Origin of the sequence: Actomonas aquatica (genome assembly GCF_019679435.2) — a bacterium.
Classification (GTDB): Bacteria; Verrucomicrobiota; Verrucomicrobiia; order Opitutales; family Opitutaceae; genus Actomonas; species Actomonas aquatica.
Genome location: NZ_CP139781.1, coordinates 3,393,500 through 3,415,576, shown reverse-complemented (window position 1 = coordinate 3,415,576; position 22,077 = coordinate 3,393,500). Strand labels below are relative to the sequence as shown.

Below are 22,077 nucleotides of genomic sequence, written 5' to 3'. Positions count from 1 at the left end.
TCGAGAAGCAGATCGGCTCGCCCCCATCGGCCTGGTCAATATTCACCAAACGCTCCTTTCGTGCTGGCGCCGGGGTGGCGTCGTTTTTGCTCGGAAGCGCGACCGAAACCACCCTTCGCCTTTGAGTCACTCCACCACCAATTCACCACCGACCACGCCCGATTCCCGGTCGACGCAGTGGTTTGTGCGCGAAGTCCATCCGCATGATGGTCAGCTGAAAGCCTATCTGCGCGGGCGTTTCCCGGCCGTGCGCGATGTGGATGATGTGGTGCAGGAATCCTATCTGCGCATCTGGCGGGTGCAGGCGGCCCAACCGATCAATTCGGCCAAGGCCTTCCTATTTCGGGTGGCCCGCAATATCGCACTGGATTGGTTGCGACGGGAGCAGGTTGCTCCGCTGGAGCGCAGTGCGGATCTGGCGGGACTCGAAGTGGCGGACCAGACGCCGGACAGTGGACAGGTGATGATCACGCGTGAGTTGCTCGATCTGCTCGCCGAAGTCATCGGTCAACTGCCGGACCGTTGCCGTGCGGTGGTGATTTTGCACAAGTTGCGGGGCATGCCGCAGAAGGACGTCGCCGCGCAGCTGGGCCTGTCGGTGCGCACGGTGGAGAAACACTGTCTGCGTGGACTCAATCAATGTGAACGCCGCTTGCGTGAGCACGGCATCGCCGGCTTTTTCGGCTGAAACGACTTCACCATGTCGCGATCTTCATCCACCCGCAGCTCCCCCTCTTCCGCCGAGCCGGAATGTGATCAAACCCTATTGGATCGGGTGCGGCAGCAAGGCTGGGCGGATGATTTGGTCGATCGCATCGAGCTGCAGGTGCGGCAGCGGAAACGGCGGCGCCGCTTGGCCGTGAAGGCGGCCGGTGCCGCTTTGAGTGTGGCGGCGCTGTTGCTCTGGGCGGTGCCCTACGCGATGCAGACCGAAGCCATTGAGACCCCGGCGGGCAGCCGCGAAACGGTGGCGATGGCCGACGGGTCGACGGCGGACATGAATGCGCAGACCAGGCTGTGGACGGATTTCCGTTACGGCCGGCGGGTGGTGAAACTTGAGCAGGGTGAAGCTTACTTTGCGGTGCGTTCCGACGAGGGAAAGCCGTTCGTGGTCGAGACGCCCCGGGGCGCAGTGCGTGTGACGGGCACGGCGTTTAATGTGCGTTTGGCGGGTTCGGGGGAGGTCGAGGTCACTCTGGTCGAAGGTTCGGTGGATTGGACGGTGGGTGACGAGACGGTGGTTTCTCTGGCTCCGGGCCAGCAATTGCGGAACGGCGACGAGTCGAGGCTGTTCACCCTTTCGGCGAACGAGTTGCAGCGGGCGGTGTCGTGGCGGGACGGACAACTGGTGCTCGATGGCATCACGGTGGCGGAAGCCGCGGCCCGTGTATCCACATTTCATGACAAACCCATTCGCGTCGACGAGGCGGTCGCCACGCTGCGACTGGGCGGGACCTGTTCGCTGGATTCGTTCGATGAGTTCCTCGCGACGATGACGGCGACCCGGGCGCTGCGCGTAAGCCTCGATCCCGACGGCGTGCATCGGATCGGCGCGCAGTGAATCGAGACATGCGAAACGTCGGCGCGGAAAAAATTGGGGCAAATTTGCCGCCCGGATGGCGTAGTTTTCAGCAACGGTTCGTCCCAGAGGCATGACTTCACCATGCTTACTTGGCGCTTCGTCACCGCGAAGCCTTCGACTTGTTCTGGATCGCCGACGATCCTGGTTTCGCGTCTTCGCTGTTGTGCTGGGCCTCATGGCTTGGACTGCCGCTGGAGCGGCCGAGGAAGTGAACTTCAATATTCCGGCGCAGGACGGGGCCACGGCCCTCCAGCAGTTCTCTGAGCAATCCGGGGTGCAGGTGGTTTACGTTTTTGATGAGTTGACCGAGGTGCGGACCCGAGCAGTGATCGGCGCCTACCTGCCGCGGGTGGCGCTGGCCAGCCTGCTCGAAGGCTCGGGTTACGAGATCACCCAGACGCGCGGCGACGACTTCGTGATCGGACGTATCCGACAGGCCACTACGGGCTCGGTGAGCGGCGTGCTGCGCAAGTCCGACACCTCGTCGGCGAGTGGGATTCAGGTGCAGGTGGGCGGTTCACAACGTTCCGCGCTCACCAACCGGGATGGCGAGTTCATTATCGCGGGTCTGGCGCGCGGTCGGTTTACGCTCGTGGTCACGGCGGACGGGTATCAACCCATGCACATCACCGATGTGGTCGTGCGGGCCGGTCGCGAGGTGGTGCTCGGGCAGGAAACCCTGCGCCCGGCCGACACGGTCTCGGAAATGCAGCCCTTCATGGTGCGCGGTCGCATGGACGAAGTATTGGAACTGGACCGCTATGTCGTCGAGGGCCTGCGTGCCAAGCCCTTCGTCGCGGGCAACATGGACATCCCTCGCACTATGAATGACGTGCAGCCCTATTACGTTTTTGATGCTGATACGATTGATGTCTCGGGGGCGGTCAACGTGGAGGACTTCCTGCGCCAACGCGTGACGATGAACACGGTGGTGCAGGCGTTTGGCCAGGACTCTGCCAGCAATCACGGCAACATCAGCACGGTGAACCTTCGTGGTCTCGGTGAGGACAAGACGCTGGTGCTGGTCAACGGTCGACGCATGGCGGGGGTGAGTGAATTCAACACCGCCGCGGTGCAGCCCGACCTGAATGGCATCCCGCTCTCGGCGATCGACCGGATCGAGGTCATGCCGACTTCCGCCTCCGGCATCTACGGTGGCAGTGCGGTTGGCGGTGTCGTGAACGTGATTCTGAAGCGTGACTACAATGGTGGAGAAATTCGCCTGAACTATGAAAACACGTGGGACAGCGACACCCCGCGCCGGTCTGCCTCCCTTACTTATGGTTTTGCCCTCGAGGGCGGCCGGACGCGCGTCATGCTCAACGCCGCGTTGTCCGACAGCAAACCGCTGCTCTTTCAGGACCGCCGGGAGATTTACGACGAATACCGCGCGCGGATTGAGAGCAACTATCCCACGTTCTTCAATTCCCTGACCTACCCTCCGGTGGGAGGACTGCCCAACATCGCTCCGCGCTCCACTGCGGTGGATTCGCTGACGCTGAAGGACGGCACCTCGCTCGGCAGCCGCAACACCTTTATCTCCGCCGGAATGTCACCGGACGCTTCGCCCGAGGAACTGGCCGCGGACCTTCTGGCCAATGCGGGCACCTGGAACTTTGATCTGCCTCCGACCATCCAGCCGAACACGGGCCTGCTGCGCCCCTTTGGTTCGACGCCGAAGAACGAATCCTTGCGACTGAGTGTGCAGCGGGAGATGACCGACCGACTGGAGATGTATGCAGAGTTTGGGCACGCGGACAATTCCACCACCTCGGTGATGACGCCCTTCACCAACGGTTTTAATATTCCGGCATCCGCGCCCGGCAACCCGTTCCTCGAAGACGTGACGATCCGTTTCCCCACCACGCTGGCGATGCCGATCAACACTTCGTCGCAGACCCGTTCGGCTTCGATCGGTGCGCTGCTCAACCTGCCGGCGGAGTGGGTGGTGTCGCTCGATTACACCTGGTCCCAGAATATCTACACTTACTTTAATTCCAGCTCGGATTTCACCGCGATGAATGCCGCGTTGGCCAATGGTGAAATGAGCCCGTTCTTCGACACCCTGGCTTTCCCGGTGGGTTTGGAGGACTACGCCTCCACCGTCACGTTCTACGGCGATTCGCGACTCAACAATGTTGCCCTGCGTGGTTCGGGTCTGCTGCCGGCGCTGCCCTGGGGCAATCCGCGGATTACGGTGGGTCTGGAACACCGTCGCGCCAACACCCCGGATCGTTGGCAGCGGACGGAGCGTCCCATCACGGTCGAAAGCAGCTACAACTTCGTTTTCTTCCCGCGCTCTTCCACCACGGACAGTTTCTACGCGGAAGCCTCGGTGCCTCTCGTGCAGGAGGATCGTTTCCCGGCGGTGCACAGTTTTGAGCTGCAGGCTTCCGGTCGCATCGAGAGCAACGAAATCGATAACGGCACTCAGGCCGAATATATCTACTACAATCAGGACCCTGCTCCGCCGCGGAGCTTTTCGGGCCGCACGATCGACGGCGAGCCGATCATCGAAAAAGCGAGCTACTCCTCCGAAAACTTCACCTACGGTCTGAAGTATCAACCCATTGAGGACATCACGCTGCGCATCTCCCAGGCTACGGCATTCCTGCCGCCGACGCCGGCGCAACTGGTGCCCATTCCGAACCCGAATCCGAGCATGACCAATGTAATCGATCCGGTTTCCGGCAATACGGTCTCGGTCCAACGCATCACGGGCGGTAATCCGGATCTCACGCCGCAGAATTCCGAGAGCTTCAATGGCGGCATCATCTGGGAGCCGCACTGGGAGGCCCTGCGCGGCCTGCGACTCAATGTGGAGTACTACCGCATCCAGCAGTTCGATGCGATCAGCACCCTGGCGCCGCAGTCGATTGTGGATCAGGAGCAGTTCTATCCGGAACGGGTTATCCGGGATGAGACCGGCCGTATCACGACGGTTGATACGAGTTACATGAACCTCTACCGCCGTGAGACGGAAGGGTGGGACTTCAATGTCCTCTACAACCACAAGACCAGCATGGGCACCTTCAGCCTTCAGGCGGCGCACTCGCTCATTCTCGGTCTGCGGAACCAAATCCGCCAGGACGGAGAGGAAACCGACGGAGTGGGATCCCCGCTGGAAAGTGGCGCGGCCAGCTACAAGACCAACGCCACCCTGAGCTGGGCTCATCGGGGTTGGAGTGCTGGTTGGACCACCACTTACTTTCCGTCCTACAAGCAGTATGGCGCGGCCGGTGGTCCGATTTCGGTCCAGGTGTTTGACGGCGCCCCCTATCCGAACAACTACCTCCGTGGCCAAGGCTCCGATGTGATTTCGTCGCAGATCTATCACGACTTTTACGTGGGCTACGATTTCGGCAACCAACCGTGGAGCGAGTCGCCGAGCGACTCCAAGTTCCGCGCCGCCGGCAAACGACTGCTGGATGGCCTCTCGCTGCAGTTCGGCATGCGCAACGTCTTCGATGCGGTGCCGCCGCTGGATGCCTATCACTCGGCCAACTTCTACATGAGCACCTACGGCAACGCCCAGTTGCGCCGCTATTGGCTGAGCGTGAAGAAGGAGTTCTAAAGGTTCTCGCGAGTCTGCTGTTCACGGGGTCGGTGCACGCGCGCCGGCCCCTTTTTTGGGCCTCGTTCTGCGGGCGCGTAGGCAAAAATAACCAAACGCGAAGGCCGCGACGGATGGGCTTGGTGTGCGCATTGCTTAGCCACCAGCCCATGAGTTCACCGTCCACCACCTCTTCACCTGCGCTGAGCGAACGCTCGGCCAAGCACTGGTTCGAACAGGAGGTGCACCCGCACGGTGGGCAATTGAAGTCCTGGCTGTCGGGTTCGTTTCCCGGGGTGCGCAGCGAGGTGGACGATGTGGTGCAGGAGTCCTACCTGAAGATCTGGAAGCGACAGGCGGTGCAGCCGATCGCGTCGGCCAAGGCGTTTCTTTTCATCGCCGCGCGCAACATTGCCATCGATTGGCTGCGCCGGGGACGGCGTTCCCCGATTGATCTTTATGCCGACCCCGATCTCGGCCGAGCGGTGGTGGATGACGCGCCGAACGCGATCGAAATTCTGTCGATGCACGAGCGCTACCAACTGCTGGTGCAGGCGGTGGCGGCGTTGCCGCCGCGCTGTCGCGAGGTGGTCCTGTGGCACAAGTTCCGTGGACTCAGCCAACGCGAAGTCGCGACCAAGCTGCAGATATCTGAGCGCACCGTGGAGGTGCACGTGCGCAACGCCGTGCGGCATTGCGAAACCTTCCTGCGCGGTCAGGGCGTGTGTTCGTTGCGCGATTGATCCGATGAAACGCAAACCGAAGAACCCGGCTGACAAACCTCTGGTGACCGACAAGGGAGGGGACGTGCTCGACTGGCCCAGCGAGCTCGGGCTGAAGGATGATTTTGTGCAGCAAGTGGAGGCGCAGTGTCGGCGGGACCGGCACCGCCGTCGCCGACGGGTGGCGGGCGCCGCCGGAGCGGTGGCCTTGCTGGTATGCCTGTTCTGGGTGATGCCGTGGGCGCTCTACACCGATGCGGTCACGGTGGCCGTGGCGCGGCGTCAGCACCTGGAGTTGCCTGATGGATCCACGGTGGAACTCAACGCGACCACCCGCCTCTCGACGGACTTCCGCTTCGGGCGGCGTCTCGTGCACCTGCAGGCCGGCGAAGCTTTCTTTACGGTGGCTAAGGACGAGGCTCATCCCTTCGTCGTGCGCACGGGGGCGGGCGATGTGACCGTCACGGGCACGGAGTTTAACCTACGCCTCAACACCGCCGACGAGGCGGAGCTCACCTTGTTGGAGGGCGGTGTGCGTCTGACCGTGCGCGACGATGTCGGGGCGGTGCTGCAGCCTGGTGAACAATACGTCTCCGGTCTTGGCGTGCGTGCGCTCACGGCTGACGAGTTGAACGGCATCACGGCGTGGCGGAATGGCCAGTTTGCGTTTGATGGCGTGGAACTCGGTGAAGCGTTGCGGCGCCTCAGTGCGTTTCATGGGCGACACGTGGAAGTTTCGGCGGCAGCGGCGCAGTTGCGGGTCCGGGGTAACTATCCGATGGACGATCTCCGCGGGCTGCTGCTGGCCTTGCAGGCTGCGCTGCCGATTCACGTGGAGCACCGTGCCGACGGTTCGATTTACGTCGGGCTGCGAGCCGCCGCAGCGGCCCAGCAGTGAGGTGGTTTTGTCGTTTGCGATGACCACAGTAGCGAAAAAGGAAAAATTTTGGTCAATTTGGCTACGGGGTTTGGGCGGTTGGTTCGTGGCAAGGGGCATGAACCTATCTGCAATTCGATTGTTAACGTCTTTGCGTCATCCCGGGCGCAAGCTGCTGAGCCTGGTCTTCCTGGCGTGGATGACTGGAGTCGCGTGCGCCGCACCGGTCCGCTTTGAAATCGCGGCTCAGAAAGCCCCCGATGCCCTGCGCGAGTTTACCCAACAATCCGAGATGCAGGTGCTGTATGGTGAACAACTCGACGGTGTGGAGACGCCCGCGGTCACCGGCACGATGGAACCGGCGGAGGCGCTCAATCTGCTTCTGCGGGACACCGGCTATGTCGCCGCGCAAACGACGGATCGCAACTTTGTCATCTCTCCGTCGCGCAAGTCCGGTCGGGCGATCGGCGCGCTGAGTGGCACGATTCTTAAAGCCGATGGCGGTTCGGCCGATGGCATCCTGGTGCAGGTTGGTGGTTCACGTCGTCGCGTGCGCACCGACTACAACGGCGACTTCGTATTCCGTTCTTTGCCGGTGGGCAGCTACACCCTCGTGGTCACGGCCGAGGGGTATCAGACGATGCATATCACCAATCTCACCGTGCAAAACGGCCGGGAAATCAACCTCGGCAGTGAAACCCTGCGCCGCGCCGCCGACTACACTGAGATGCAACCCGTGGTGGTGCGTGGTCGGACCGATCATGTCGCGGAGCTCGACTCCTACGTGGTCGAAGGCTTTCGCACGCAGCCCTTCGCGATGGGGAATATGGATATCCCGCGCACCATCGATGACGTGCAGCCCTACTACATCTTCGACTCCGCCACGATCGACATGTCGGGCGCCGTGAGTGTGGACGACTTTCTCAAGCAGCGGCTCACGATGAACACGACCGTGCAGTCGGCCAATCAGGTGTCGGGCGCCTCCAGTGGCGCCGCACCGACCTTGGACGGCAACGTCAGCAGCATCAACCTGCGCGGCGTCGGCGCGGACAAGACGCTGGTGTTGGTGAACGGTCGTCGCATGGCGGGCGTGTTGCGTGGCACCGGCAATGAAAGCCAACCCGATCTCAACGGGATTCCGCTCAGCGCGATTGATCGTATCGAGGTGCTGCCATCTTCGGCTTCGGGCATCTACGGCGGCAGCGCGATGGGCGGCGTGATCAACGTCATCCTCAAGCGCGACTATCAGGGCGGCGAAATCCGCGTTGGCTACGACAATTACTTTGATGCCGACGCACCCACGCGGCGCCTGGCGATGAACTACGGCATGTCGCTCGAAGACGGCCGCACGCATGTCAGCGTGTCGGCGGCGTGGTCCGATACCGATCCGCTGCGCCTGCAGGACATCGCCCCGCTCTTCCGTCGCAACATCGACATCATTCAGGAAAACTCGCCGGGTTACGTCTCCAGCAGCGCAACGCCGTGGCCTGGTGCTTTGCCGAACATCATCCAATACTTCGCGAGCCGTTATGGTCCCCTATACTTCAAAGACGGCACGCCGCTCGGCTCCGAGATCACCTACGTCCCGGCCGGCACCTCGCCCGACACGAGTCCGGAAGAGCTGGCGGCGGCGCTGCTCGCCAACGCGGGCCAGTGGAATTACGATCTCCCGCCGACCTCCCAGCAGCCGACCGGCCTCTATCGCACCATCGGCAACGAGATCGAAACCACCTCGCTGCAAGCCAGCATTCGGCGCGAGATGACGCCATGGCTCGAGCTCAACGCCGGGTTCTCCTACAATCGCAACGATGCGTTCCAACCGCTCACCTCGACCTCGCAGGTGATTGTGCCGGCCGAGTCCGTGATCAACCCCTTCAACTCGCGCGTCTACATTTGGATGCCCGATGACTACGAGTCCCCGGGCGACACCTCCTCGATCAGCCAGAGTGTCACTCTCGGCGGATTGTTGAACCTGCCGGGCGGTTGGACCGGACTCGTTGATTACACGTGGTCGGAAAACACGTTTGAATACCTGTGGATCTCGATCGACGGCACCGCGCGCACCAACGATCTGTTGAGCGGCGACCTGAACCCCTTCGTCGACTCGATCATGTATCAGGTCGATCACCGGAAGTATTATTCGCCGCAAACCTACTCCGGCTCGAACAGCCTGCACGATCTGTCGGTGCGGGCCGCCGGTGGTCTGCCGGAGCTGCCGTGGGGCCAGGCCAATCTCACGGTGGGCGCCGAATACCGTGCGTCTCGTTCGCCGGAGCGAAAGTCTTCGTTGGAATACCCGATCACGACCGAGAACAACTTCAACAGCACTTACTTTGCGCGCGAGGCGGAGACCTTCGCTGGTTATCTCGAAACCGCGGTGCCGTTGGTGAAGACCGATTGGTTGCCCGGCCTCTATGATCTCGAGCTGCAGCTCTCCGGTCGCACCGAACACTATCGGGTTGATGCCGGCACGGTATCGATGGGGGAGCGACCCAACGCGGATCCGCCCTACAGCTACTACACCGGACCCACGTTGGATGGTGAGCCATATTTCACCAAGGCTACCTACGACTCCCACAACTACACCGTGGGTTTCAAATACAGCCCGGTGAAGGAGCTCTCATTTCGCGCCTCGCAGGCCACCGCGTTTCTGCCGCCCACGCCGTCGCAACTGGTGCGTAACCCGATCCCCAACACCTATCCTTCAAACGTCTTCGATCCGGTCACCCAAACGCAGGTCTCCGTGCAGACCGTCTCAGGCGGCAACCCCAACCTGACGCCGCAAAACTCCCGCAGTCTCAATCTGGGGGTGATCTGGGAACCCTCCTGGGAGGCGCTGCGCGGACTGCGCCTCAACTTGGAGCACTACACCATCGATCAGTTCGATGCCATCGGTTCACTCTCGGCGCAGGCCATTGTGGATCTGGCCGAGCAGTGGCCGGATCGCATCACGCGGGACGCTGGCGGCATGATCACCCTGGTGGATACGAGCAGTCTTAATCTCTACCGCCGCACCACCGAAGGCTGGGACATCAGTGCGAGCTACGACCTGCGCACGCCGTTTGGTCAGTTCCAACTGATCGGGGCACAATCGATCATCGACCATCTCGTCACCCAGACCTCATTGACCACTCCGGCGGTTGATCGAGCCGGCTTCCCCAACGAGCCCAACGGCGCCGCCCGTTACAAATCCAACCTCTCGGTCAACTGGGCCTGGCGCCAATGGTCCGCGGGTTGGACCACGCGTTACTTCGGCGCCTACAAACAGTATGCGGCCGTCGGCAGCTCCTATTATTCGGACAGCCCGACGTCCTACAGCCGTCGTTATGTGCGGGCGGGTGGTCGTGAAGTGATTCCCTCGCAAACCTTCCACGATATGTTTGTCGGCTATACGTTTGGGCCGGCGCGCGACGGCAGCGAAACCGGACTCGGCGGCGTCGGTCGCCGTCTGCTCGACGGTCTGTCGGTGCAGGTCAACGTGCGCAACGTGTTCGATACCGTGCCGCGGCTCGATCCCTACTACGACACGAGCTTCTACCTCAGTCCCTTTGGTGGTGTGCAGGACATGCGCAGCTATTCACTGACCGTCAAAAAGGCATTCTGAGTTTCGCTTTCGGAACTCTGCTTGGGCTGGCCTGGCCGTGGGATTTGTTCCCGCGGCCTTTTGCTTTTCCGCCTCCATCCGAACGGGCGCCGCAGAGCGACGTTGTAGGCCAATTTCATCAAAGCAGTTGGTGGCCCGCGTGCGTCCGGCGGCGTTCAGTGGGAGGCATAAGATTATGACAGCCCTCGGTAAAACTCTTCGTCTACTTTGTATCAGTATATTGGTTACGTCGGCCTGGTCGACGGTCGCGGCCACCGAGGAGGCGCAGCCGGCGTCGCCGCGCGAGATATCAGCCGGCCTGCGGGTCAGCTCGTCCGGTCTCATGCTGACCCCGGACGGTGAATGGGCGGTGTTTTCGACCACGAAGGGGCAGGGCATGGTGAACCTCACCACCGGCAAGATGGCCAACGTGAAGTCGGGCTGGACCTTCAACGCCAGCACGCCGGTGGGCTCGTGGGATCCCGCCGGGGAGATCTTCGCTTTTCGCAACCGCCGCGAGGGCCGCTACGCGCTCACTCTGTGGCCCTTGGGTGCCGATCCGGATTCGAAGGAAGTGCGCGAGGTTTTTGAGTTCCCGCGCAAGCTGTATCCGCGCCTGCCGCCGGTTTGGTCCCCGGATGGTTCGGTGCTTTATTTTGTCCTGAATCAAAACCTGCCGTGGCCGAAATCGCACCCGGATGACGACAACCCGCCGACGAGCGACAACAACGTCGTGCTGGAGCTGTCGGGTGATTATGACACCGATCCGAAGCGCCGCCGTTTCGAAAAGGAATACGAAGAGGCCTACGCGGAATCGAACCGCAGTCTGATCCTGGCGCTTGATGTCGCATCCGGTCGGGTGGGCCTACTGGCCAAAGGAAACGACATCGACGAGATCTACCTCTCGCCGGACGGACGCTCCCTCGCCGCCATGCAGGTGAAGCGCAACTCCGATGAAAAGCTCTCCGGTTCCTGGAGCCAGCAATACCTCGGCGACGTTTACTTGCTGGCGACCGACGACATTCCGGTCTCGGAACTGCCGGAGATCGATCTCGAAGGGCTTGAGGATCGGGTGGCGGGCTGGTCCGACTTCCGCGGCGAACGCATTGATCCGGTGCTGACGGATGTGCCCACCAACAACACCAACACCTTTCTTCCGCCCTTCTCCATGGGCACCAATGGCAACCCGGCGTTGGTTTGGTCACCAGATAGTCACTACATCGCTTACGCCTCCGTCGGCCGGTCCTCCACCGGTGATGTTTACCTCTTTGAGCCGAGCTCCGGCACGGTGCGCAACCTGACCAAGGACGTCGCGCTGGCGGAGGAGGGCAAGGGTCTCGGTTACGGCGAAAACCTGACCCACGTTTACGACAGTCCGCGTTTCGGTTTCCTCTTCAATCCCCTCTGGATGCCGGACAGCAAATCGCTCCTGGCGGTGGGCAAGTCCGATGTGTGGTCGATTCCCGTCGCCGCAGGCGAAGCGCCCCGCAATCTCACCGCCGACCAACCGCAGGAAACGATCCGCATCCTGCCGGCGCGCAACCTCCGTGAGGTCGCGCTGACGGACGAAGGTTTGGCGGCCATCGTCACCCGCCAACGTCTCGAGCGCCTGGATACGGTTTGGTTGCTCGATCCTCGCACCGGCGAAAACACGCTTGTTGCGGAGATGGAGGTGTGGACGAACCTCACCCTCACGACCGGGCGTGACGTGAACACGCTCGTGACCACCGGCCAGACGGCGGAATCCGCGATGAATCTTCGCAGCGTCGAACTCACCCCCGGCGCGGAACCCCGTTGGCTCACGACCTTCAATGGCCAACTCGCCGAGCGCCGCTACCCGCGGTCGAAGCAGTTGGCGTGGACGACGCCCGACGGCTACAAGGGCTTTGGTCTGCTTTACCTCCCGGACGAAGCGAGCCCGGACAACCAGGTCCCGCTCATCTTCCGTGGCTACCCTTCGGAGAACTTTTCGCAGGTCGACGAACGCGCCGAGGACGGTGCGCGCTTTTATGACGATTCGCTGCACGGGCTGTTGAGCGAAGGCATGGCGGTGTTGTTTGCCGACATTCCGATGTCCGACACCGGCGTGTATGAAAACCCGTCCCAGCAGATTGCCGACGGGGTGAATGCTGCGATGGATGCGGTGCTGGCCACCGGCTTTGTCGACGAGGACCGCATGGGCATCATGGGCGCGAGCTACGGTGGCATCATGGTCAACGTGATGCTGTCGCGCACCAACCGTTTCAAGGCGGGCGCCAGCCTGGCCGGTTTGTCCAACTGGGTGGCCGACTACATGGGCGGCGGTGATGTCTCCGGTTATTACCACGAGTATGGTCAGGGGCGTTTTGTGAAGCAGCTTTGGGAGGACCCGCAGCGCTACGTCGAGGCCTCGCCCATCATGAATTTTGACAAGATCGAGACGCCGCTGCTCATCGTGCACGGCGAATACGACCGCCGTGTGCCTGTGCGTCACGCTTGGGAATCCTTCAAGGCGCTCAAGCACCTCAACAAGAACGTCATCTTCGCCCGCTACCTGCGCAAGGGCCACAACACCGGCATCGAAGCCCATCGCCGGGTGCAGGGGTGGTTCCGCGAGCATCTGCTCGGCGGCGAAGCCATCACCGCGGCCGCCGACCAAGGCAGCTTCATGTTCGGTGGCAGTGCGACCGATGGCGGTGAGGGGGAACCGGAGGGCGGTGATCCGACGCCGGAGCCCACCACGCCGGGCGTGCCGCCGGCCCCACCGAACACTCCGCCCACGCCCGAAACGGAGCCCTCGGGCACCGCCCGCTAATCTGCCACCGCAAAACCACACCCACTTCATGCACTTCCCGAATTCCATTCCTGCCGCCGTGCACACCATTCGTCACTCAACCACGGGGACGCGCCTGCGTTCCCTGTTGGTCGGCGGTCTGTTGTTGAGCGGGCTCGCTCAGTCGCTCACCGCACAAAACTACATCCGCGTCGACGCCGCCGAAGAGGAGGCCAAGGAGGCCGCCGAGGAAGCCGCCCGGCAAGACCCGGAGGCACGGGCGCTGCTCGACGAAGCCAAAGCCAAGCTGCTCAGCCTGCAGTCGTTGGTGGCGGACTTCGAATCGACCCGCGGAGGTTCCACCAAGAACTTCGACAAGCAGTCCGAGATCTATCTCGAGCGCCCCAACAAGTTTCGGGTCGAGCGGGTGACCGGCGCCGTGGTCGAGGAACGCAACCTCATCGCGGTGAGCGACGGGGTGACGGTTACCAAGATCAACCGCTACAACTTCGCGGCCTTTGAACAGCCGGTGCGCGCCGAGAATTTTTATCTCGGTCAGAATTTCCTGGTGCAGTTCTTCTTCGATCCGAAGGGCATCTCGTTTGATCCCACCGATGGTCTGTGGCGCCGCTCGATCAGTCTCTTCGACACCAACATGTCGGCCTACGATCGTGACACCCGACTGATCCTCCTGGGGGAGCGCACGCTGGAAGGCCGGAGTTACCAGGTGGTCGAAATCAAATACAGCACCAAGCGCACCGATATTCGGCAGCAGATCTATGTCGGCACCGACAAGCTCGTGTATCAGGTCGACACCTACTTCGACGGTGACGTCTACTCCCAAAAGTATCGCAATTTCCGCATCAACACCGCGCTGCCGGTCGCCACGTGGGACAAGGAACGTCCGGCGAAGATGCCGTTGATTGAAACCGATCCGGTGCGCATGGGAGCCGAAGCGCCCGACTTTGCCCTGCCGGGCCACGACGGTGGCGAGTTCACGCTCGAGGGCTTGTTGGAAGGCAAGAAGGGCCTCTACATCTGTGTGCTTGATGGTGAAGCGGCCAAGGTGACCGGCAATGCCGACACCCACCTCGCCCAGATGCGCGTCCTGCAGGAAATGAAGGACAAGTATGAAGAGCAGGGGCTCGCGGTGGTCTGCATCGTGGGCGGACTCGGCATCACGCCGGATGTGAAGGACGAGATGATGCTCAACTGGATGCCCGATGTGAGCCGCTTCAACTACCCGATCGCGATCGATATCGATATCGAGAAGGGTATCCAAAGCAGCGCCTACCACAATTTGCAGTTGAGTGGTCGCAACAACCTCCTGCTCGACGCCGAAGGCCGGGTCGTATTCGCGGCGCGCAACTTCACCAACAAGGTCAACCAACTCGCGTTCTACCAGGCGATGGCGCAGATCGGTTTTGCGATCTCCGCCGCAGAGTTGGAAAGCGCGGCCCGCTGAGCCGCGCTCCCGGTGACTTCCCGCCCATGCCTCCGGTCATCCGTCCGATAGGCTAATTTTACCATACGCAATCTTCGCCTCGGTGCGCCGGTAGACGTCTCCTCAGAGACAACCGGCCTGCTGGCCTTCGCTCCACCCGCTCATGTCTGTCGCTGTGTCTCCTCCTTCCACCCGCTCGCCTCGTGGCCCGTCCGCCACGCCTTCCGAATCACTTTCCCGTGCCATCAACGCCGCTGTCGCGGATCTGAATGGTGTGCGCGAAGAAATCGCCAAGGTGCTGGTCGGTCAGCCCCAACTGGTTGATGCTCTGTTGATCGGCTTGCTGACCAATGGTCACGTCCTGCTGGAGGGCGTGCCGGGTCTGGCCAAAACCACGGCCGTCAAAGCCCTCGCGGCTTCGATGCACGCCAAGTTCCATCGCGTCCAGTTCACGCCCGACCTGCTGCCGGCCGACCTTATCGGCAATCTGATCTACAACCCGCAACGCGGCGAGTATTCGACCAAGTTGGGTCCCCTGTTTGCCAACATCGTATTGGCCGATGAAATCAACCGGGCGCCGGCCAAGGTGCAAAGCGCTCTGCTCGAAGCCATGCAGGAGCATCAGGTCACGATTGGCGAAACCACCTATCGCCTGCCGGAACCGTTTCTGGTGTTGGCCACGGAAAATCCGGTGGACCAGGAAGGCACTTATCCGCTGCCGGAGGCACAGGTTGACCGCTTCATGCTCAAGGTCGTGGTCGACTACCCTTCGGCGGAGGAGGAAAAGGTAATTCTGCGGCGCATGGCGCGCAGTCATCCGAAGACCGAACTCGAGTCCGTCATCGATAGCGAGCAGGTGCTGCGCTGGCGCGATCTCGTCGACGAGGTGTATCTCGATGAGAAGGTCGAGGACTACATCGTGCGCCTCGTGGTCGCGACTCGGTCCGTCGCGCAACATGTGCCCGAGCTCGATGGCATGGTGCGATTCGGCGCGTCGCCGCGCGCGACCATCAACCTCGCCCTGGCGGCCAAGGCTCATGCGCTGTTGCAGGGCCGCCACTTTGTGACGCCGCAGGATGTGAAGACGATGGCGCGACCGGTGTTGCGGCACCGCATCATCACCACGTTCGAAGCGGAAGCCGAAGAGGTGTCCGCCGAATCCATCGTCGAGTCGCTGCTCGCCAAGCTGCCTGTTCCCTGAGCCGTGTCGGTTGCTGACGAAAAGCACTACCTGCGGCAGATTCGCCGCGTCGAAATCCGCACCCGCCGTCTGGCCGAGGATTTTATGGCCGGCGCCTACCGTTCCGTCTTCAAGGGGCGTGGCCTCGATTTTGAAGATGTGCGGGGTTACACCGCTGGCGACGACGTGCGCTTCATCGACTGGAACGTGACGGCGCGCATGCACGAACCCTATGTGCGCGAGTTCACCGAGGAGCGCGAGTTGAGCGTAATGATCGCGGTGGATGTCAGTGCCTCGGGCGAACTGGCGTCCGGCGCCCAGAGCAAACGGGAACTCGCCGCGGAGGTGGCCGCCACCATGGCATTCAGTGCCGTGGCCAATGGCGACAAGGTCGGCCTCTTGCTTTTCAGCGAGCGGGTGGAGAAATACCTGCCGCCGCGCAAAGGCCGGCCGCAGGGCCTGCGGATCATTCGCGACGTGCTGCAGCACGCGGGGCGTCACCGCGGCACTTCGCTGCGGGAGGCACTGAAGTTTTTGAACCACGTGCAACGGCGTCGGGCCATCGTTTTCCTGATCTCCGACTTCATCGACGACGGATTTGATCGCGTGCTCAAAGCCACCGCGCATCACCACGATCTGGTGCCGCTCAGCATCGGGGATCCGCGGGAGGAAGCGCTGCCGGACGTGGGCCGAATTCTGGTCGAGGATGCCGAAAGTGGTGAGCTGATGGAGATCGACACCAGTGATCCCGCATTGCGGGAGACCTTTGCGCAGCGGGCGGCGGAAGAACGCGAGGCGCTGCGTCATCGCTTCCTGCGCATGGGCACCGATGGCGTGTTTCTGCGCACCGGAGAATCCTGCCAGCGGGCACTGCAGAACTACATGGAGCGGCGCATGAGCCGGCGATTGGGATGAGTGATCCGTCGCACGAATCCATGATCCTGCAGGAGGACCTCACCTTGCTGGCGCCACCGCCGGAAGCCAGTGGCAGCGGCGTGGAGTTTTGGGTCGGCGGCATCGTGCTGGTGATGGCGCTGCTGGCCGGCGGGTTGGGGTGGTATCTTTGGCGCCGCCATAGCTCTGCGCCGGTCACCGCGCCGACCGGACCGGAGCCCGGTGCGGTGGCTCTGCGGGAGTTGGAGGCGTGTGAAACGCTCGTGCGTGAGGCGGGGCCGCGCGAAGCCATCGCCGTTTTGGCGGGCACCTTGCGTCGCTTCATTGCCGCGCGTTTTGGGCTCGATGCGCCCACGCTCACGACGGAGGAATTTTGGTCGGCGCAAACGACCCGGGCAGCGGTGCCGGCGCGGCATCTGGAGTTCTGTCGCCGCTTTCTGACCATGGCCAATCAGGCCTGCTACGCGGGGCAGCAACCGGAGGTTGGCGAGTTTTTTCAGGTGCTCGATCAGGCCAAGGTTTTTGTGCAGGCGGAGACCGCTATCAACCGGGAGGCACACTCATGAGCGAGTGGTGGACCCGCTTGGCGACCTTTGAGTTTGCCCAGCCTTGGTGGTTGTTGCTGCTGCTGGCTTTGATCCCGTGGTGGCGGCGAACCGGACGGGCGGGCGTGACGCCGGCGGTGTCGTATTCATCGCTGCGCCATTTCGCCGGTTTGGGTCGCAAGGTTGCGCCGGCCGCGACGCGCCGACCGTCCTGGCTGCCGATGTTGGCGGTGGTCGCCGTCGTGGTGGCCTTGGCGGGACCGCGAATCGAGCGGGGGGCCGATGAAAACGAAAGCGAAGGCATTGACGTGATGCTGGTGCTCGATGCCTCGCGCTCGATGGATTCGGCGGACTTCGATTTTGAAGGTCAGCAAATCAGTCGTCGGGCGGCACTGGAGCGAGTGATCGGAGACTTCATTGCCGAGCGTGAGCAGGACCGTATCGGTATTGTGGCTTTTGCCGAGCAACCCTACCTGATCAGTCCGCTCACGCTGGATCACGGCTGGATGATGGAGGCGTTGACGGAGATGAAGACCGCGCTCGGCACCGCCCTGGGCTCCGGGGTGGAGGCCGCGGTCGACCTGTTGCGTCAAACCGACGGCGGCAACCGCGTCATCATTGCGGTGACCGATGGGCTCAACACCGGCGGCACCGATCCGCTGGAAGCAGCCCGTCTCGCCCGCAGCTATGGCGTGCGCCTCTACACGATCGCCGTGGTGAGCTATGATGAAATGCAGACCGGCGTCGACGACCTCATGCTCAGCCAGATGGCGCGCCTCGCGGGCGGGCAGTTTTTCCAAGCCGCCGACGGCGCGAGCCTTGAAAGCATTTACGACCAAATCGACCAACTGGAACGCCAGGAGTTTAAGCGCAACGAACTGCGTGCCTTTACCGAACTGTTCCCGTGGGCGGCCTGCGCTGCCATGGGACTGGTGATGATCGAACTGGCGGCCGGTTTTGGCGGGAGGTCCCGCGCACCATGACATTTCATTATCCACTCTGGCTGCTCCTGCTGCCGCTCCTGCTCGGACTCGGCTGCTGGTGGTGGCGTTGGTTTCGCCGACGTCTGGAACAACGGCTGGCCGCCTTTGTGGCCGTCCGGATCTACGCGCCGTTGCTGGCTGCGACGGTGCAGGCGCGGCGTCGGCGTCGCTTCTGGCTGAGCATCGGTGCGGTCGCGCTTCTGGCGCTCGCGTTGGCGCGTCCGTTGGCCGGTGTGCGGGCGACGGCCGCTCCGGCGGAAGGTGTGAACCTGCTTATCGCGCTGGACGGTTCGCGCAGCATGTTGACGGAGGACGTGGCACCGAATCGTTTTGAGCGTGCCCGCCGGGCGGTGGACAATTTGGTGACGAACCTCGGGGGGGATCGCGCGGGTTTGTTGTTCTTCTCCGGTCAAACCACCTTCGTGGCGCCGCTCACCTTTGACCGCACCTCGCTGCAGTTGGTGTCCCGCGGATTGACGACGGAGCTGGTAGGGAAGGGTGGCTCGTCCTTGAGCGACGTGATTGGTCGCGCCGCGGAATTTTTCCGGGAGCAGGTGCACGCCTCCCGCGTGTTGGTGCTTGTTTCGGACGGGGAGGAAACGGAAGGCGATGCGGTCGTCGCGGCGGAAGCCGCGTTTCGGGAGCATGGTCTACGCATCTTCACGGTGGGCGTGGGCACGGCGGCGGGAGGACCGATTCCGGTTTTTGAGCGCAATGCTCGACGCGAATGGGTGCGCACGGGGAACGTGCGTGATGAGGCCCGCAACGAAGTGATTTCGCGACGCGACGCCAACGTGCTGCGACGCATCGCGGCCGTGGCCGGAGGCGAATACCTCGAGCTGGATGAATCTCCGGCCGACTTTTCCGCCTGGCGGGAACGTTCGCTCGCGCCGCTCGCGGCACCTTTGGAGACAATCGAGCTGAGCGACCTGCATGAATGGTATCGGGTTCCGCTGGTTTTGGCGCTGCTGCTGCTTGTAGGGGAAATGTGGTTACGGCGGACGGAAAGCCGGAAGGCGCAGTCGATGGCGAAGCCAGGTTGGGTGACAGCTGACCGAAAAGGCGCGACCCTGGCGCTGGGACTGTTGCTGGGTTTCGTGGGTGGAGGCACGCCGACTCTCCGGGCCGGGCTGCCCGAAGCTCAGGCGCTGATCGAAGCCGGCCAGGCGGAGGATGCCTTTGAGTTGCTGCGGGACGAATACCTTGAGGCGCCGGAGGACCTGCGACGCCGTTACAACTATGCCTTGGGGGCCTATGCCGCCGAACGTTTCACCGTCGCGGTGGAGAATTTTGCGGAGCTCGCGGAGTCGATGGATTTTGAGATCGAGCCCCGCAGCCGGGCGCAGTTGGGCAACAGCCTCTACCGGCTGGGAGAACGGATGCGGTTGAGCAATCCCGAGGGCACGGTGGTGCAGTGGGAGAAGGCGCTCGCCGCCTATCGTTCGGCGCCGGAGATCGCGCTGGCGCAAACCAACCATCCGCTGGCGCGGGAGCAGTTGATTGTGTTGCTGCTGGAGATGGCGACCGCACGAACGGCGGAAGGTGATGCGGCGGCGCGAATGCGGCCGGAGGAAGGCGTGCCAGCGTGGCGGGAAGCGGTTGCCCGACTCGAGCAGGCGGAGGAGATTGCGGAGAGTCCGGCGCGACGGACGGCAATCATGGAGCGGCAGCAGGCGGTGACGGCCCGCATCTATGACGCGTTCATGCGTGTCGGCGCGGACAAACGTCGGCGGGCGGAGATGCAGCGTCGCAGCATGCTGGAGCGTGCGATTGGGCTGATCGAAGGCGCGGTCGGTGATTTTGAAAATGCCTTGGACGCCCGTCCGCGCGACGAGGCGGCGACGCGGGCACTGGCGGAGGCCACAGCGTTACTGAATCCCTGGCGGGTGGAGTGGGGGGATCAGTTGCATGAGCAGGGTCGGGCCGCGCAGGCCGTCGCGCCCGCGGATGCGATCACCTTCTGGGAGCGCGCGGGGGTGCAGTATGCGCGCGTGCTGCAGGAGGCTCCCGCGCACGGTCCGGCGCTCGCCGGCAAGGCGCGAAATGACCGCGCATTGCATGACGGCCATGTCGCACTGGGTGATCGTAGTCTGCAACAGGCGGAGCGATCCGGCCTCGATCCGACGGAGCGGGACGCCTTGTTGGAGGATGCGCTCGGGCGTTACCAGACCGCGCTCAGTTATCTGCCGGACCAAACGGCGACGCAGGAAAAGGCGCAGACCTTGGGCCGACGATTGACGGAGGTCTTTGTGGCCCGTGGTGACGCTGATCTCACGCAGGGCAAGGCGTTGGCGACCGAAGATCTGCCCGCCGCAATCGCTAGTTTGGAGCGAGCCGTGCAGAGTTTCGCTCGAGCTTTGGGATTCGTGCCGGATCACGCCGGCGCCCGCGCCGGCAAGATAGAAGCAGAAACCTTGCTGCGTCAGCTGCGGGAGGAAGACGCGCGCGAACAACGCAAAATGGAAGGTGAAGGCGAGGAAATGTCGGATCCACAGGACATCGAAGATCCGGGCGACCTCGCGCTCAAACTACTCGATTTCGACAACGAAAATCTGGCCTCGAAAAAACAACAGAATCTCAGCGCGCCGGAGAATCGGCCGGTGAAGGACTGGTGATAAACACGGGTCCTGATTTCGCCCGCTGCGACCGATTCCACTCCATCTACACTGATCATGAAAACTGCGACCCTTACTCTTCTGCTCTCCTTTCTGCTCGTGGCGTTGGGCACGTCCGGCAACGCCCTCGCGGCGGAAACGGCCACGCCGGCGGCCGACGCGGCTTGGGCGGCGATTGCGGCGGCGATGAAGCAGAGCCGGCCGGATCCGATGCCGGAGAAATTCACCCGCGCCGACTACTTTAAGTGGAATGAGCCCCGCCTGCGTCAGCTGCAGACCGATGTATTGACCTTCATGGCGACTTATCCCGATGACCCGCGTCGTTGGGAAGGGGTGGCTTACATCATCGAGCGGGAGCCGGACTTCATCACCGAGTTTAAACCGGAATTCGACCAGAACCCACGTCGCGCGCACATCGTAGTCGACGAAGCGGCAAAAGCCGCGTGGGCGGACAAGCGGATCGAGTTGCAGCAGGCGCTGCTGGCGTCCGACGATGCCAGCGACGAGGCTCGGGAAAAAGTGGAGGTGGAGCAGGCGGCGGACGAACTGCTGGCCGGTGACGAACCGCCCGCCCTGGATGTCGCGGAGCAACGGCTGAACGACCTGGCCGAACGTTATCCCGACGGATCCGCGGTCTACTACTTCACCCTGCGTCTCCTGCGGGGATACGAGTCCTCGGATGAACCGACCGCGATCGCGCTGTGGCAGCGACTGGTGGACAGCCCGATGCCGCGCGTGCGGGAAGTGGCCGCAGGGCGCCTGCGCGTCGCGGCGGCGAAGGAGCAGCCGATGGAACTGGCCTTTACCGCCATCGACGGTCGGGAGGTGGATCTCGCGCACCTGCGGGGCAAGGTGGTGTTGGTTGATTTTTGGGCGACCTGGTGCGGGCCCTGTCTGCAGGAGCTGCCCAATATGATCGATGTGTATTCACGTTATCACGACAAGGGCTTCGAGATCGTGGGCATTTCACTCGATGGTCGAAACTATCAGGACAAACTGCAGGCCTTTGTGGAGAAACGAAACATGCCGTGGCCACAGCACTATGACGGGCAAGGGTGGGAGAGTCCGTTGGCCAAGCGGTTTGGCATTCAGTCCATCCCCTCGATGTTTCTCCTCGATAAGGAAGGACGTATTTATTCCACCTCCGCCCGCGGAGAGCGCCTCGAAGCGGCGGTGCGGGAGTGCCTCGGTTTGGACGAGGCGAAGTGAAGGCGGGATCTACCCGACGTTTGGTCCAATTTGCCCAAGCCGCAGCGTCGAAGTTGCGACCGCTGTGTCGGAGGATCTCCGGCGGTGGACCCCGGCAGTCCGAGCAGATTTTAGGTCGTGCCATGGGTGTGCTGCCAA

General features: G+C 62.6%; 14 protein-coding genes. All 14 read left to right on the top strand.

Going from position 1 to position 22,077, the window contains the following annotated elements; all coding sequences use genetic code 11:
• The first annotated feature begins 121 nt into the window (after positions 1-121).
• The 14 genes from K1X11_RS13255 to K1X11_RS13190 all read left to right on the top strand — a co-directional run bounded on the left by K1X11_RS13255 (position 122) and on the right by K1X11_RS13190 (position 21,939).
• Positions 122-688: an RNA polymerase sigma factor gene (locus tag K1X11_RS13255; RefSeq protein WP_221032592.1), complete on the top strand. Its 567-nt coding sequence runs from the start codon at positions 122-124 to the stop codon at positions 686-688.
• 12 nt (positions 689-700) lie between these two features.
• On the top strand, positions 701-1,561 hold the full coding sequence (locus tag K1X11_RS13250; RefSeq protein ID WP_221032591.1) for a FecR family protein: 861 nt from the start codon (positions 701-703) through the stop codon (positions 1,559-1,561).
• Between the two features lie 196 nt (positions 1,562-1,757).
• The gene (locus tag K1X11_RS13245) at positions 1,758-5,156 is read left to right on the top strand and encodes a TonB-dependent receptor domain-containing protein (RefSeq protein ID WP_221032590.1); all 3,399 of its coding nucleotides are present in this window, start codon (positions 1,758-1,760) and stop codon (positions 5,154-5,156) included.
• Positions 5,157-5,305: 149 nt separating this feature from the next.
• A complete protein-coding gene (locus K1X11_RS13240) occupies positions 5,306-5,878 on the top strand; it encodes an RNA polymerase sigma factor (protein WP_221032589.1) in 573 nt (190 codons plus the stop codon).
• Between the two features lie 4 nt (positions 5,879-5,882).
• Positions 5,883-6,755 (top strand): FecR family protein, encoded by an 873-nt coding sequence (locus tag K1X11_RS13235; RefSeq protein ID WP_221032588.1) that lies wholly within the window; start codon positions 5,883-5,885, stop codon positions 6,753-6,755.
• A gap of 178 nt (positions 6,756-6,933) precedes the next feature.
• Positions 6,934-10,338 carry a TonB-dependent receptor domain-containing protein gene (locus K1X11_RS13230; RefSeq protein ID WP_221032587.1) on the top strand — a complete coding sequence of 1,135 codons (3,405 nt, stop codon included), beginning with the start codon at positions 6,934-6,936 and terminating at the stop codon, positions 10,336-10,338.
• A gap of 220 nt (positions 10,339-10,558) precedes the next feature.
• Positions 10,559-13,111, top strand: a complete 2,553-nt coding sequence (locus K1X11_RS13225) for a S9 family peptidase (protein ID WP_221032586.1) — start codon at positions 10,559-10,561, stop codon at positions 13,109-13,111.
• A 28-nt stretch (positions 13,112-13,139) separates the two neighbouring features.
• The gene (locus tag K1X11_RS13220) at positions 13,140-14,534 is read left to right on the top strand and encodes a hypothetical protein (RefSeq protein ID WP_221032585.1); all 1,395 of its coding nucleotides are present in this window, start codon (positions 13,140-13,142) and stop codon (positions 14,532-14,534) included.
• A gap of 142 nt (positions 14,535-14,676) precedes the next feature.
• The gene (locus K1X11_RS13215; protein ID WP_221032584.1) at positions 14,677-15,714 is read left to right on the top strand and encodes an AAA family ATPase; all 1,038 of its coding nucleotides are present in this window, start codon (positions 14,677-14,679) and stop codon (positions 15,712-15,714) included.
• Between the two features lie 3 nt (positions 15,715-15,717).
• The gene (locus K1X11_RS13210; protein ID WP_221032583.1) at positions 15,718-16,608 is read left to right on the top strand and encodes a DUF58 domain-containing protein; all 891 of its coding nucleotides are present in this window, start codon (positions 15,718-15,720) and stop codon (positions 16,606-16,608) included.
• On the top strand, positions 16,605-17,153 hold the full coding sequence (locus K1X11_RS13205) for a hypothetical protein (protein ID WP_221032582.1): 549 nt from the start codon (positions 16,605-16,607) through the stop codon (positions 17,151-17,153). Before K1X11_RS13210 ends, K1X11_RS13205 begins: the two co-directional genes overlap by 4 nt.
• Complete coding sequence (locus K1X11_RS13200) at positions 17,150-18,115, top strand: VWA domain-containing protein (RefSeq protein ID WP_221032581.1); 966 nt, start codon at positions 17,150-17,152, stop codon at positions 18,113-18,115. Before K1X11_RS13205 ends, K1X11_RS13200 begins: the two co-directional genes overlap by 4 nt.
• The gene (locus K1X11_RS13195) at positions 18,112-20,730 is read left to right on the top strand and encodes a VWA domain-containing protein (protein ID WP_221032580.1); all 2,619 of its coding nucleotides are present in this window, start codon (positions 18,112-18,114) and stop codon (positions 20,728-20,730) included. Before K1X11_RS13200 ends, K1X11_RS13195 begins: the two co-directional genes overlap by 4 nt.
• A gap of 57 nt (positions 20,731-20,787) precedes the next feature.
• Positions 20,788-21,939 (top strand): TlpA family protein disulfide reductase, encoded by a 1,152-nt coding sequence (locus K1X11_RS13190; RefSeq protein WP_221032579.1) that lies wholly within the window; start codon positions 20,788-20,790, stop codon positions 21,937-21,939.
• Positions 21,940-22,077: the final 138 nt, after the last annotated feature.

Coding starts and splice junctions, on each gene's coding strand:
- K1X11_RS13250 (WP_221032591.1), top strand. CDS start 701: ATGTCGCGATCTTCATCCACCCGCAGCTCCCCCTCTTCCGCCGAGCCG.
- K1X11_RS13245 (WP_221032590.1), top strand. CDS start 1,758: ATGGCTTGGACTGCCGCTGGAGCGGCCGAGGAAGTGAACTTCAATATT.
- K1X11_RS13240 (WP_221032589.1), top strand. CDS start 5,306: ATGAGTTCACCGTCCACCACCTCTTCACCTGCGCTGAGCGAACGCTCG.
- K1X11_RS13235 (WP_221032588.1), top strand. CDS start 5,883: ATGAAACGCAAACCGAAGAACCCGGCTGACAAACCTCTGGTGACCGAC.
- K1X11_RS13230 (WP_221032587.1), top strand. CDS start 6,934: ATGACTGGAGTCGCGTGCGCCGCACCGGTCCGCTTTGAAATCGCGGCT.
- K1X11_RS13220 (WP_221032585.1), top strand. CDS start 13,140: ATGCACTTCCCGAATTCCATTCCTGCCGCCGTGCACACCATTCGTCAC.
- K1X11_RS13215 (WP_221032584.1), top strand. CDS start 14,677: ATGTCTGTCGCTGTGTCTCCTCCTTCCACCCGCTCGCCTCGTGGCCCG.
- K1X11_RS13205 (WP_221032582.1), top strand. CDS start 16,605: ATGAGTGATCCGTCGCACGAATCCATGATCCTGCAGGAGGACCTCACC.
- K1X11_RS13200 (WP_221032581.1), top strand. CDS start 17,150: ATGAGCGAGTGGTGGACCCGCTTGGCGACCTTTGAGTTTGCCCAGCCT.
- K1X11_RS13195 (WP_221032580.1), top strand. CDS start 18,112: ATGACATTTCATTATCCACTCTGGCTGCTCCTGCTGCCGCTCCTGCTC.
- K1X11_RS13190 (WP_221032579.1), top strand. CDS start 20,788: ATGAAAACTGCGACCCTTACTCTTCTGCTCTCCTTTCTGCTCGTGGCG.